The 13,897-nt window shown below is 66.7% G+C and carries 9 protein-coding genes; 5 read left to right on the top strand and 4 right to left on the bottom strand.

Annotated elements, in window-relative coordinates; genetic code table 11:
* Window positions 1–9: 9 nt before the first annotated feature.
* The 4 genes from ACPTTC_RS30420 to ACPTTC_RS30405 form a co-directional block, all read right to left on the bottom strand.
* The gene (locus ACPTTC_RS30420; protein WP_423395741.1) at window positions 10–981 is read right to left on the bottom strand and encodes an ornithine cyclodeaminase family protein; all 972 of its coding nucleotides are present in this window, start codon (window positions 979–981) and stop codon (window positions 10–12) included.
* 109 nt (window positions 982–1,090) lie between these two features.
* Window positions 1,091–2,221, bottom strand: a complete 1,131-nt coding sequence (locus ACPTTC_RS30415) for a DSD1 family PLP-dependent enzyme (protein WP_423395150.1) — start codon at window positions 2,219–2,221, stop codon at window positions 1,091–1,093.
* 128 nt (window positions 2,222–2,349) lie between these two features.
* Complete coding sequence (locus ACPTTC_RS30410; protein ID WP_175954282.1) at window positions 2,350–3,276, bottom strand: LysR family transcriptional regulator; 927 nt, start codon at window positions 3,274–3,276, stop codon at window positions 2,350–2,352.
* A 197-nt stretch (window positions 3,277–3,473) separates the two neighbouring features.
* Window positions 3,474–4,388, bottom strand: a complete 915-nt coding sequence (locus ACPTTC_RS30405; RefSeq protein WP_423395149.1) for an NAD(P)/FAD-dependent oxidoreductase — start codon at window positions 4,386–4,388, stop codon at window positions 3,474–3,476.
* A 141-nt stretch (window positions 4,389–4,529) separates the two neighbouring features.
* On the opposite strand from ACPTTC_RS30405, the gene ACPTTC_RS30400 reads away from it, so the two are divergent.
* From ACPTTC_RS30400 to ACPTTC_RS30380, 5 genes are all read left to right on the top strand, one after another.
* The gene (locus tag ACPTTC_RS30400; protein WP_226201210.1) at window positions 4,530–4,970 is read left to right on the top strand and encodes an Rrf2 family transcriptional regulator; all 441 of its coding nucleotides are present in this window, start codon (window positions 4,530–4,532) and stop codon (window positions 4,968–4,970) included.
* Between the two features lie 250 nt (window positions 4,971–5,220).
* On the top strand, window positions 5,221–5,808 hold the full coding sequence (locus ACPTTC_RS30395; RefSeq protein WP_226201211.1) for a DUF2760 domain-containing protein: 588 nt from the start codon (window positions 5,221–5,223) through the stop codon (window positions 5,806–5,808).
* The gene (locus ACPTTC_RS30390; protein ID WP_226201212.1) at window positions 5,805–7,646 is read left to right on the top strand and encodes an Hsp70 family protein; all 1,842 of its coding nucleotides are present in this window, start codon (window positions 5,805–5,807) and stop codon (window positions 7,644–7,646) included. The genes ACPTTC_RS30395 and ACPTTC_RS30390 overlap by 4 nt, the downstream gene beginning before the upstream one ends.
* A 5-nt stretch (window positions 7,647–7,651) precedes the next feature.
* A complete protein-coding gene (locus ACPTTC_RS30385) occupies window positions 7,652–10,453 on the top strand; it encodes an Hsp70 family protein (RefSeq protein ID WP_423395148.1) in 2,802 nt (933 codons plus the stop codon).
* A gap of 391 nt (window positions 10,454–10,844) precedes the next feature.
* Window positions 10,845–13,787 carry a KAP family NTPase gene (locus tag ACPTTC_RS30380; RefSeq protein ID WP_423395147.1) on the top strand — a complete coding sequence of 981 codons (2,943 nt, stop codon included), beginning with the start codon at window positions 10,845–10,847 and terminating at the stop codon, window positions 13,785–13,787.
* Window positions 13,788–13,897: the final 110 nt, after the last annotated feature.

Here is a 13,897-nt window from a genome sequence, read left to right as displayed (position 1 = left end):
AAAGGTCGTTTACCAGGGCCACGGAATGGAGCGTCCGGTGCCGTTTTCGAGGGCCTGTCGATACAGGAAGTGTGCGACGGTCAGGTCCTGAAGCGCAAGCCCGGTCATGTCGAAGACGGTGATCTCGTGCGGCGCACGGCTAACCGTCGCGGTTCCGGCGAGGATGTCACCGATTTCAGTGCCTGGCAAATCCGGCGCCCACTGGCACTCGCCAATGCTGCGTGCCTGGGCTTGATCGTCCACGATGACGCGCGCGCGTTCCAGCACGCCTGCCGGCAGCTCACGCTTGCCGGCGGTATCGGTGCCCACGCAGGTCAGGTGGGTGCCCGGCTGAACCGCATCCGCATCGAACAACGCGCCACCGCCCGGCGTTGCCGTGATGACAACGTCGCTATCGGCCACTGCGTCGTTCCGGTCGTAAGCGACGCGGATCTCGCATCGTTCATGGAAGGTCGATTCGAATACGGGATCGGGCTCGCCGCTGCGGTTCACGTACCGCACCGTGCACCGTTGCGGCAACAGCGCGAGTGCGTAGTCGAGCTGGACGCGCGCCTGCACGCCGGTACCGAACACGCAGATTCGCGTGCTGTCGCGCCGTGCGAGCAGTTGCAGCCCGAGGCCGCCGGCGGCACCGGTTCGCGCGGTGGTGATCGCATTGCCGTCCATGATGCACAGCGGACGGCCGGTGGCCGGGTCGAACAGCGCGACGGTGGCCTGATGCGGTTCGCCGCCGAGCGCCCGGTTGCCGGGCCAGAATCCGGCCGCCTTGAAACCGAGCAGATCCTGATTCGCGACATCGCCCGACTTGATGCCGAACACGCCGCCGGTGTGCAGTTTCTCGCGGACTACCGGGAACACGCGCCCGGCCCGTTGACTGTGCAGCACGAAGGCTTCGCGAACCGCCGCCGTCACTTGCGCGGCCTGGAGGGCGGGTTCGACCGTATCGCGGTCGAGGAGCAGGAGTCGGGCGTCTGTCGGCATGTTCAGGCAAGCGCTTTCGGCGCAAGGCGAATCGGGGTTGTATAAAGTTTGTCCATATTTGGACAAATAGTCAACGAATCGGCGTGGCGGCGTGGACGCACGGTTTGGCTCACCACCCGTAGAAGCGCGGCCACGTCTGCGCGCTGCCGTCGTCGCCGAGCGCCTGATACTCGGGATGTTGCGCACCGGTGGCGCACGCGTGATTCGGCAGAATGCGCAGGCGGGTGCCGATCGGAAACCGTTGCGCGATGCCGGCGTCGGGTGAGCCCGCGCACGACACGATCCCGTGCTCCTGGTTCGCGGCGCTCATCACGTAGTCGCCAAGCACATCGCCGTGTTCGGTGCAGACCTGCCCGTAGCCGAAATCGCGCGCCTGGCGCTGCGTGCCGCGGTCGCGGCTCATCGCCATCCAGCCCGCGTCGACTATCGCCCAGCCTTTCTCTTCCTGGTGCCCGATGACGGTGGTCAGCACCGACAGCGCGATGTCGGACAGACCGCACACGCCGATGTTGTGCATCACGAGATCGAACATCACGTACACGCCGGCGCGCACCTCGGTCACGCCTTCGAGGTGTTTTGCCGCGAGGGCAGTGGGTGTCGAACCGATGCTCACGACCGGGCAGGGCAGCCCGGCGGCCCGGAGGCGCTCCGCTGCCTGCGCGGTGCGGCTGCGTTCCTGCTCGGCGATCGCCGCCAGCGCTTCGGGCGTGTCGTATTCGTAGCTGGAGCCCGCGTGCGCGAGCACCCCGCCGAGCACCATCCCGCCGTCGACCAGCGCGCGGCCCACGTCGATCAGCAGGTCGGCGTCGGGTGCAATCCCCGAGCGGTGGCCGTCGACGTCGATCTCGATCCATACGTCGAAGCGCTCGCCATGCGCGCGCCCGAATTCGGCGATCGCGTGCGCGGCCGGCAGGCTGTCGGCGACCAGCTTCAGGTCGCAACCCTGCCGGCGCAGCGCGAGCGCCTGGCCCAGCTTCGCGGGCACCATGCCGACTGCGTAGACGATGTCGCGGATACCGTGCGCGAAGAACTGTTCGGCTTCCTTGAGCGTCGAAACGGTGATGCCCTGCGCGCCGGCCGCGAGCTGGGCATCGACGACGTGCGCGCATTTGGTGGTCTTGACGTGTGGCCGGAACCTGACGCCGAGTGCGTCCAGGTGTGCCTGCATGCGGCCGATGTTGCGACGCATGCGGCCGACGTCGATCAGGGCGGCCGGGGTGTTGAGGGTTTGAAGGTCCACGATGCGTTGCCTCGGAGGGTTGCCGATGCGAACACTGTAGAGGCGTCGACGGGCGTCGTGTTTAACGCACGGCTAATCCGGCATTAAATGCGGTTTAATCGACCGGATCGCGCGGGCCGGGGCGCGCCTCATGCGTCGCCGCGCCATGGCGGCGGGCTCAGGAACCGCGTCGCGGCTTCGAGAAACACCCGTTGCCGCGCGGAACGGCCGGTGCGCGATGGCAGCAGCGCCGTCACCGGCGCGGGCGGCAGCCGCCAGTCGGGCAGTAACCGCACGAGCTTGCCGTTCGCCAGCAGCGGTGCGACGTCCCACTCGGAGCGTTCGACGATCCCGAGCCCGGCGAGCGCCCATTCCGTGATGACGGTGCCGTCGTTGGACGACAGCGCGCCGCTGACGCGGATCACGGTAGACCGTCGCGGCTCGTCCTTGGCGTTGCCGCCTGGCGAGAAGCGCCATCGCGGGATGTCCTCGTCGTTCTCGCGCAGGCACAGGCAGTCGTAGCGGGCCAGGTCGGACGGATGGTTCAGTTGCTTGATGCGACGTGCATAGGCCGGGCTCGCGCACAGAAAGCGCTCGTTGGGTGCGAGCGGATATCCGATCCACGACGACGACTTGAGGCTGCCGACATGGACGACCACGTCGGCGCCCGACGCACTGGTCAACGGGCTCTCCGACAGGTGGAGCGATATTTCCAGCTTCGGATGCGCGCGTTGCACGTCGCGCACGATCCGCGCGACGTACTTTCTGCCGAAGCCGAGCGGGGCGACGACGCGCAGCGTGCCCTGGACGTCGCCGTGGTCGCCCGCAATGCTGACCGGCAGCGCCTCCACGCGTTCGAGAATGTCGACGGCTTCCTGGTACAGCCGCTGCCCTTCGTCGGTCAACGCGATCCCTTTCGGCTGCCGCACGGCGAGCCGTGCGTTCAATCGCGTTTCCATCCGCTGCAGGCGAATCGTGACCGCGGGCGGCGTGAGATCGAGCAGCCGTGCGGCCGAGGCCAGCGAGCGCGACGTGCCGATCGCGCGTACGAGTCGAAGGTCGTCGAGGTCGAGCATTTCATGTCTCTTAATGCTGGCGTTGCCGAGCATTAAACCGCACATCACGCCGCGAATCCATCGACGCGGCTGCGGATCGCGGCAAATGCGTGCGATGACACGACCGTATGCGAGCCCGTGTCGGGCCCGACAGGTCGGCCTTTGTCACGCGACGAAAGCGCCGCGCATCGCGTCACTCCCGGATGCACGCATTCCCGTCAAGCGTTCAGCCCGAAAATCAACGACCGGTGCGCACCGACTCCCGCCGCCACGCCCGACGCCGACGCGAACGTCGCATTGGTCATCAGGCTCGATGCGTCGCCGGCGGCAAACACGCCGGCGACGCTCGTCTGCTTCCACGCGTCGACGCGAATCGCGATGCCGAGCGGCCCTTCGTCGAATGCGCAACCGAGTTGCTGCGCGAGATCGCTTGCCATTACCGTGCGCGCGCCGACGAACAGCGCATCGATCGGCACGACCTGCCCGTCGGCGAGCCGCAATGCTTCGATACGCGGCGCATCGCCGACGATTGCCACGACCGGCGAGCGCTCGATACGCACGCTGCGCGCGGCGAGCAGCGCGGCCTCTTCGTCGGTCGCTTCGGCCCGGCCCTGCGTGAACCACGTCGTCGGGCCCCAGTCCGGGAGCAGGATCGCCTGATGCACGGACAGCGGATGCGTGGCGAGCACGCCGAGCCGCTGGCCGCTCACCTCGTACCCATGGCAATACGGGCAATGCAGCACGCTGACGCCCCAGCGCTCGGCGAGCCCCGGCAGCGCAGGCAGTTCGTCGCGGATGCCGGTCGCGAGGATCAACCGGTCGGCGCTCGCACGGCGGCCGTCGGCCAGCGTCACGTGGAAGCGGCCGTGCGCATCGCGCTCGGCGGTGCGCACGTCGCCTGCGATCCGCCGGACGGTCGGATACGCGGCGAGTTGCGCGGCGGCTTCGTCGACGATCCGCGCGGGCGGCTTGCCGTCCTGCCCGAGAAAGCCGTGCGCGTGCGCGGCAAAGCGGTTGCGCGGCCGGCCGGCGTCGACCACGAGCACGCGGCGGCGCGCCCGCGCAAGCTGCATCGCGGCCGACAGCCCCGCAAAGCTGCCGCCGATCACGATCACTTCATGAGGGTCATGCATGCACCCGCTCCTTTCCTGAACCTGCGTGAATGACGAACGTGCGCCGATGGCGGCCAACTCATGGAACACGAGAAGTTGCATGATAGGGCGATGGTATCATTCACGCAACTTCAAAAGTTTCGAGAGAGGGGAGCACCGCCCGTGAGAACCGACAGTCGCTTGTCGCGCATGCTGCATGCGCTGATCCACCTGGACCAGGCCGACGGCCCGATGACGTCCGAAGCGATCGCGACGATGCTGTGCACGAACCCGGTGGTCGTGCGGCGCCTGCTCGGCGGCTTGCGCGAGCGTGGCTACGTGCAGTCGGAGAAGGGGCATGGCGGAGGGTGGGCGCTGAGTGTCGCGCTCGACGACATCACGCTGCTCGACGTCTATCGCGCGGTGGGCGAGCCGCCGCTGTTCTCCGACCTCGTGACCGACGACGAGGCCGGATGCCGGGTCGAGCAGGCCGTCAATGCGCACCTGTCGGCCACGCTGAAGGAGGCCGAGACGACGCTGCTCGCACGCTTCGGCGAAGTCACGCTCGGCATGCTGTCGCGCGAATTCGAAGCGAAGGCGGCCCGGCGGCGCAGGCCGCGCTGACGCGCCGCAGCATGGCGGCCGGGTGCGGCCGACCTGCGATCGGGCACGACCGAAACCACCGTGCCGCGATGCTCTGTCCCCCAACTTCTGCCCGGTTCTCCCGCCACAGGGCAAAATACGGGTTTTCCGCACCCGCGAGGGCGCGACCGAATCACGCGCCGGGCGGCGGCAGTGCGCAATCCGCACGCCGCCGCCGGGCGCCCAGGCAAGATCGCTCGCCATGTCGCGAGCCTACAGGAGTCCAGACCCCATGCCCGAATCCAACCTGTCCTTCTTCGGCCGGCTGTCGCTTGCCGTCGGCACGTTCTTCTCCGTGCTCGGCAACCGCGAGTTCGCGGCCGGCGTGCTGCGCGTGCGCGATGGCGCCCCGGCGCCGGTCGCGCCGGCACCCGCTGCCGCGCCGGCCCCGGCGCCTGCCGCCGCGCCCGTGAAGGCGCCGGCGCCCGAGCTGCGCGAAGCGAGCCCGCAGGCCGCGCTGCAACTGCTCGGCCTGCTGCAGCGCGATGCGCGCTTCATCGACTTCGTCGAGGAAGACATCGCCGGCTACGCGGACGCCGACATCGGCGCGGCCGCGCGCCTCGTGCACGACGGCTGCCGTGCCGCGCTGCGCGAACACTTCACGATCGTGCCGGTGCGCGACGAAGCCGAAGGCAGCCGCGTGACGCTGCCGGCCGGCTTTGACGCAACGGCCGTGCGCGTGACGGGCAACGTGGTCGGTTCCGCGCCGTTCACGGGCACGGTCAGCCATCGCGGCTGGCGCGTGGCCGACGTGCGCCTGCCGAAGCTGACGGGCAGCCACGACGCGTCCGTGATCGCACCGGCGGAGGTGGAACTGTGAGCGATCCGCGCTATTCGATCGGTATCGATCTCGGTACGACCCACTGCGCGCTGTCGTACGTCGACAGCGCCGCGAGCGACGGCGAAACCATCACGCAGCAGGTGCTGCCGATTGCGCAGCTCACCGCGCCCGGCGCGCTGGAATCGCGCGACCTGCTGCCGTCGTTCCTCTACCTGCCGCATGAAAGCGAACTCACGCAGGGCGACCTGACGTTGCCGTGGACGGCCTCGCGCGGCTTCGCGGTCGGCGAGATGGCGCGCACCCGCGGCGCCGGCACGCCGATCCGCCTCGTGTCGAGCGCGAAGAGCTGGCTGTGCCACCCGGGCGTCGACCGCCGCGCGGCGATCCTGCCGAGCGATGCGCCGCCGGAGGTGTCGCGCGTGTCGCCGCTGGAAAGCTCGATCCGCTACCTGACACACCTGCGCGAAGCGTGGGACCACGCGCATCCCGACGCGCCGTTCGCCGACCAGGACGTGACGGTCACGATCCCCGCGTCGTTCGACCCGGCCGCACGCGAACTGACGGCCGAGGCCGCACGCGCCGCCGGCTACTCGCGCATGACGCTGCTCGAGGAGCCGCAGGCCGCGCTCTACAGCTGGATCCAGAAGAGCCAGGGTGGCTGGCGCAAGCAGGTGCAGGTCGGCGACCTGATCCTGTGCGTCGACGTCGGCGGCGGCACGACCGACCTGTCGCTGATCGCGGTGGTCGAGCGCGAAGGCAATCTCGAGCTGCATCGCGTGGCGGTCGGCGAGCACATCCTGCTCGGCGGCGACAACATGGACCTCGCGCTTGCGCACGTGGTGGCGCGCAAGCTCGCGCAGCAGGGCACGCAGGCCGACCCGTGGCAACTGCGCGCGCTCACGTATGCGTGCCGTTCCGCGAAGGAAACGCTGCTGTCCGACCCGACGGCCGACGCAGTGCCGCTCGTCGTGCCGAGCCGCGGCTCGAAGCTGATCGGCGGGTCGATCCGCACGGAGCTCACGCGCGCGGAACTCACGCAGACGATCCTCGAAGGCTTCTTCCCGCAGGTGGACGCAGCCGCGCGCCCGGTGAGCCGCGCGCGCGTCGGCCTGACGCAGCTCGGCCTGCCGTATGCGCAGGACGCGGGCATCACGCGCCATCTCGCGGCGTTCCTCGGCCGCCAGGTCGCGGCGCTCGACTCGCTCGAAGGCGTGCAGCGCACGCTGCCGCAGGGCGCGACGTTCCTGCATCCGACGGCCGTGCTGTTCAACGGCGGCGTGTTCAAGTCGACGCTGCTCACGCAGCGCGTGCTCGATACGCTCAACAGCTGGCTCGCCGCCGAAGGCGCGCCGCCCGCACGCCTGCTCGAAGGCGCGGATCTCGACCTCGCGGTCGCGCGTGGCGCCGCGTACTACGGCTACGTGAAGCGCGGCCGTGGCGTGCGCATTCGCGGCGGCACGGCGCGCGCGTACTACGTCGCGATCGAATCGGCGATGCCCGCGGTGCCGGGGCTCGAACCGCCGGTGCAGGCGCTGTGCGTCGCGCCGTTCGGGATGGAGGAGGGCTCGGACGCGGCGCTGCCGCCGCAGGAGTTCGGCCTCGTCGTCGGCGAACCGGTGCAGTTCCGCTTCTTCGGCTCGTCGGTGCGCCGCCAGGACCAGGTCGGCACGCTGCTCGACTACTGGTCGGCGGAAGAGTTGCAGGAACTGGAAGAAATCCAGGCGACGCTGCCCGCCGAAGGGCGCACCGTTGGTGAGGTCGTGCCCGTGAAGCTGCATGCGCGCGTGACCGAAGCCGGCACGCTCGAACTCGAGGCGATCCCGAGCGGCACGAGCGAGCGCTGGAAGGTCGAGTTCGACGTGCGCGGCGCCGCCTGAGCGCGATGAAGCGTTATACGGTCGGGATCGACCTCGGCACGAGCAATACGGTCGTCGCATACGTCGAGGCCGGTTCCGACGCGATTCGCGTGTTCGACGTCGAGCAGCTGGTCGGCCCCGGCGCGGTGGCCGCGCAGCCGCTGCTGCCGTCGGTGCGCTATCACCCGGCGGCCGGCGAGCTCGCGGCGGACGCGTTGAAGTTGCCGTGGCAGGCGGCCGGCACACGCGACGCAGCGGCCCGTTCGGGCGGCGGCCGTGACGGCGGGGCAGCCGGTCGTGACAGCGGCGCGGGTGACGCGCTGCCGGCCGTGATCGGCCGCTACGCGCGCACGCTCGGCGCGCAGGTACCGGGCCGGCTCGTCACGAGCGCGAAGAGCTGGCTGTCGCACGCGTCGGTCGACCGGCTCGCGGCGATCCTGCCGTGGGGCGCGGCCGACGGCGTCGACAAGGTGTCGCCGGTCGATGCGAGCGCGAGCTATCTCGCGCACGTGCGCGACGCGTGGGACGCCCGTTTCCCCGATGCGCCGCTTGCGAAGCAGGACGTGATCCTGACGGTGCCCGCGTCGTTCGACGACGGCGCGCGCGCACTGACGGTCGAGGCCGCACGGCGCGCGAAGCTGCCTGCGCTGCGGCTGCTGGAAGAGCCGCAGGCCGCGTTCTACGACTGGCTGTACGGCCAGCGCGACACGCTGCGCGACACGTTCGCCGCCGCGCGGCGCGTGCTGATCTGCGACGTCGGCGGCGGCACGACCGATCTCACGCTCGTCGATGTCGCGCCGGGCGACGACGGCGAGCCGACGTTCACGCGCGTCGGCGTCGGCAACCACCTGATGCTCGGCGGCGACAACATGGACCTCGCGCTCGCGCGCCTGGTCGAGTCGCGGCTGACCGAGCCCGGCACGCGGCTGTCCGCCGCGAGCCTGTCGCAGCTCGTCGAGCGTTGCCGCGCCGCGAAGGAGCGGCTGCTCGGCGACGATGCGCCCGAATCCGTCAACGTCACGCTGCTCGGCGCGGGCAGCAAGCTCGTCGGCGGCGCGCGTTCGGCCGAGCTGACGCGGCAGGAAGTCGAGCAGATTGTCGTCGAAGGGTTCTTCCCGCAGGTCGAAGCCGGCGAGTTGCCGCGCCGTGCGCGCGCCGCGATCGTCGAATTCGGGCTGCCGTATGCGAGCGATGCGGCCGTCACGCGGCACGTCGCCGCGTTCCTGAACCGTCATGCCGAAGGCCCGCTGCCCGACACGCTGCTGCTCAACGGCGGCGTGTTCCGCGCGGGCGCGCTCGCCGGCCGTCTCGCGCAGACGCTCGGCGCGTGGCGCGGCACGCCGCTCGACGTGCTGCACAACGCGCATCCGGATGTGGCGGTCGCGCGCGGCGCGGTGGCCTACGGGCTCGCGCGCGCCGGGCATGCGCCGCGCATCGGCGGCGGTTCCGCGCGCAGCTATTTCCTCGTGCTCGACGACGGTGCCGAAGGCGCCGCCGCGCGTGGCGTTTGCCTGCTGCCGCGCGGCGCGGAGGAGGGGCACGAGATCCGGCTCGACGATCGCACGTTCGCGCTGCAACTCGGGCAGCCGGTGCGTTTCCACCTCGTGTCGACGGTGGCCGACACCGCGTACCGGCCCGGCGACCTCGTCGAGCTCGACGGCGGCGATTTCGTGCGGCTGCCGCCGATCGCGACGGTCGTCGAGCGGCGGGCGGGCAGCGATGCGCGCGAAACGCCGGTGAAGCTCACCGCGTCGCTGACCGAGGTCGGCACGCTCGAAATGCACTGCATTGCGACCGACGATGCGTCGCGCCGCTGGCGGCTCGAATTCCAGTTGCGCGGCGACGCGCCCGCGCAGGGCGACGACGCTGCGCTCGCGCGGCATCCGCGTCTCGACCAGGCGATCGAATTGATCGAGCGCTCGTTCGGCAGCAAGGCCGCCGGCGTCACGCCGAAAGACACGCGCCGGCTGCGCGCGCAGCTCGAACAGGTGCTCGGCGCGCGCGAGGCGTGGGACGTTGCGCTCGCGCGCGAACTGTTCGATGCGTTGCTGGCGCGGGCGCGACGGCGCCGGCGCTCGGCCGATCATGAACGGGCATGGCTGAACCTCGCCGGCTATTGCCTGCGTCCGGGGTTCGGGCATCCGCTCGATGCGTGGCGCATCGAGCAGCTGTGGCCGCTGTTCGACGACGGGATTCAGTATGTGACCGACGCCCAGGTGTGGTCCGAGTGGTGGACGTTGTGGCGGCGCGTGGCCGGCGGTCTCGACGACGATGCGCAGACGCAGGTGCGCGACGCGATCGCGTTCCTCGAACCGACCGACGACAAGCGGCGCAAGCTGCCGTTCGATCCGGGCAAGGTCGGGCCGGCCGACATGACGCGGCTGTCCGCGTCGCTCGAGCGGCTGCCCGTCGAGCGCAAGGTCGAGCTGGCCGGGCGGCTGATCGCGCAATTGCAGAAGCCGGCCGATCGCGCGCTGTGCGCGTGGGCACTCGGGCGCATCGGCGCGCGGCGGCCGTTCTATGGCAGCGCGCACAGTGTCGTGCCGGCGGAAGTCGCCAAAGGCTGGCTCGATGCGCTGTTCGCGCTCGACTGGAAACAGGTCGAACCGGCCGCGTTCGCCGCTGCGCAGATCGCACGGATGACCGGCGACCGTTCGCGCGACCTGCCGGGCGAGACGCGCGACGCGGTGATCAAGCGTCTGTCGGCCGCGAATGCGTCGGCGGCGTGGATCGACATGGTGCGCGAGGCGATTGCGTTCGACGAAGCCGACACGGTGCGCGTGTTCGGCGAAACGCTGCCGGCCGGGTTGAAGCTGCTGGCGGGGTGAAAGATGTGCGACGTGCTGCTTTCTTTGCTTGGGTAAGGGTAGGGGTAGGGAAGGGAATCTACTCAGACCGGGATGAGCTATTTGCGAAGCCGTGCCCGCGCCTTCACCCTGAATCACGCTTGTGATGTGTAGGAATAAGACCTGGAGATGGGCCGCCTCAAGCCAATGGTGTTTCCCACCCTGATCATAGGAAAACACGCGGTTTTGCTAGCTGCGTTTGAAACACGCAGAGATCTGCGCGCGATACGCCAGGTGATTCGCCTCCGCAGTCATACTCGAACTGGGTATTGACGTCGGCAGTGCAACGAATACAAGTGTGCGAGGCGATCTCGCTGCGTTACGGGGGATAAGGAGAATGGAGACTAGGCCTTCGACGAAGGAACCCGAGGTGATGAAGATGACTGAGTTGCCGGTGTTTATCCGGTTTCTCGCTATCGGATTTGTGAGCGCGGAAGTTTTCCGGGCATCCTTCTACCTCGGTGCGAACTTTATCCAGAGTCTTCCAGGCGTACCTGACTGGGCGAGGGTGGTCGTGGTACTGGGCGCGCTATTACTGTGCATGCACTATTGCATCAAGCGAGGCGCGCACACCGTTGCGGCACGGATGGCTTGCAGTTTGCGCGTGGATCTGCTGGTCGTGATCGGCGTCGGCGTTTGTGCGAACGAACTGGCTGCATCTTGGTTGATCGGATTTCATGCGAGTTTGGTGAAAGTCAATCCGCTTTGGGCACCCGCAGTCCTGCTGTTGCTCTGTTTAGTGCTGGCGTCGCCGATGATGCGGCGGTCAGGATCCAGGCGAACGCCACCGTTACCGTACTTCCTTCCGGACGAGGAAATACGAGACGAGAATGACGACGTGCTTGCGAGCAAGGAACAGGCTGCGTCATTCGCACAGACGGTTCTCGCTAGTGGCGCACATGCGGGGCTCGTGTTCGGGGTTGACGGCCCATGGGGGGTGGGCAAGACAAGCTTCATCAATTTAGCAGCGCGTCACTGGGAACAGGCAGGAGATCGCGTGATTGTCTGTCGGTTCGAACCCCTGCGTTATGCATCGGAGCCTGACCTTGCGGACCGTCTGATTCGCGATATGTCCGCGGCAATCCAGCGAAAAGTCTTTGCGCCGGAGTTTCGGCCTGCAGTATCACGGTACGCACGTTTGATCAGAGGCAAGGCTGATTTCTCGTTCCTTGGCTTCAAACTGTCCCTGGAGCCGTCGCAGGAGACGATCGAGGACCTGCTCGAGGATATCGACGATGTCCTCAGGCGCATTGACCACCGAGTCATCGTCGTCATCGACGATCTAGATCGACTGGATCTAAAGACTGCGAATAGCCTGTTGTTCGCGACGCGGCGGACGTTTAGCCTCTCGCAGGCAACCTATGTCCTTTGCTACGACACCGAAGTACTTGCCGGTAGCGGCGAAGAGGGCACGAGGGCGCGCGAGTTTATCGAGAAGTTCGTGACCATCAAGTTGAGTCTGTTCGTGGACAGTTCGAGCCTTGGGGACTTCTTGCGGCGCGACTGGCAACAAGCAGACACGTTTGGCTCGATTCCTGCCGATACGATGTTCAAACTTGCCACTGTGCTAAGCGAGCTGGCGGACATCCTCGACGGCGACCTCGCCGCAGAGTACCAGACCGTTCTCGGCGACCTGCGCAAGGTCAAGCGCTTTGTTAACGCCATGCTGATGATGCAGATGGAGAAGACCGAGCTGGGCCGGACGGATTTCAATAAGCGTGACCTTATCCATCTGATGCTCCTGCACCTCAACTATCCCGGGATATTCAGGCGCATTTACGCGGAGGAGACTGGGGGGCGAAGCGGAGTTTTCTCTGTACAGCGGCGTCCTAGAGAAAAGGGGTTCATCAACGACGACGGGTTCACGATACTGCTTGGCGAACTGGACGAAAGCAACCAGAAGACCGCGCGATTCCTATTGCAACAGCTTTTCGACGTGACTAGCCTGAATCTTGTTGACCGGAGTGATCTTAACGAGGCGGAATTGCGATCACGTGCATGTTTCAACAAGGACCGATCGAGAAATCTGGAGGGTTACCTTAAGCTGATTGTGCGTCTCGCCATACCGGCGCTGCAGGACACATACGTCCTGTACCAGCAGGCTGTAGAGCGGGTCGAGACGGGCGAGTCGGTTTCCGCGATTCTGAAGTCCTCTGCCTTCCGGCTGGAACAAGGGGACCGTGCGCATGATCAGTTCTGGAGCGTGCTCGCCACCCAGTGTCGAACCTTTCCTCGTAAGGTTGCAGACGACGCGATCGACACGCTTGTTGACTACCTGCCGCACTATTCGGCGGTTGGCACGTATGATCGGTCATTGCGGCAGCGGTCGATCTACTCTCTGCTGCAACTCCTGGATCGGGCTGGCTGGGTGGATTCATCGGGATATCGCCGGGACAACCGGTCAGAATATATCGTCGAAATCGCGCAGCGGATTTTCGGTGCGAAGTCGTACATGGGTAAGGGACTGCTTGAACGTCTCGCTGCTGGTGATCGCGGTGCCCTTGGCTGGAACGATCTGATGCTGTTCAGACTGCAGTGCTCAGAGGATCGCCAGGGACAGTTGTACAACCTCTATCGTGCGCTCATTCTCGATCAGGACAGCAATGCGCCGACTGATGGGGTCGTGAGCGGTCTTGCACGGAAGGGGATGAGAAAGCTGTCTCAGGAGGTGTTCGCGCTATTCAAGCAGGCCTACATTGATCCGCAGCGAAATTTCTATGCGGACGTTGATAGCGCGCCAGCGGTTGATTTTTTTGGCACGGCTTTGTCGCAGCCTGGCCTGCAGGATTCTGCAGGCGGACAACCCATCCTAGATGTCCCTTCATCAGACCAGGAACTCTCAGCCTCGCGCTCTGCTGTCAAGTCCTTCGTGATTTACCAGTTGTGTAATTCACGGCCTCCGAGTCAGGAGGGTGTGGGATGTGGATATTACGATGAAAGTGGGGAAGACGATCAGGGTGGAATAGCAAGCCAGATGAACAGATACGTGTTCGGGGTGTGTTTCAATCCCGACTTACACGTAGATAATGTTTTCCATTTCGTCGATCACTGCCTGGCACACCTGAGTAATCCGATCTTTTCGGGCGTCGACGCAGATGGATACATTGCAACTAAGACCGGACTTCCAGGGAGTCTTGATCCCACGGAAATGGGGCGGTACTGGAGCCGGCACCGGGAACTCATACGCCAGCGGGTCCGTGATAACGAAGACCGGTATGTCGTAACGTTGTACTACAGTGTTTCGTATCGCGAGAGTCTGACTGGCGTCTTCAATGTACTTGACGAACTGGCTGAGGAAGCGGAACCGGGCGGTTAAATTTATTCAGATACGATTGTGTGCCTGAATCGATCGAACGATACTCCGGACAGGGTGCGGGTACCTTAGGGAGGAACACATGGTGCGCGAGCCAATCGCATTCGACGAAG

It is taken from the genome of Burkholderia mycopellens (assembly GCF_964265025.1).
Lineage (GTDB): Bacteria > Pseudomonadota > Gammaproteobacteria > Burkholderiales > Burkholderiaceae > Burkholderia.
The sequence above is the reverse complement of the archived record's forward strand: the minus strand, read 5'-3'. Positions and strand labels throughout refer to the sequence as shown.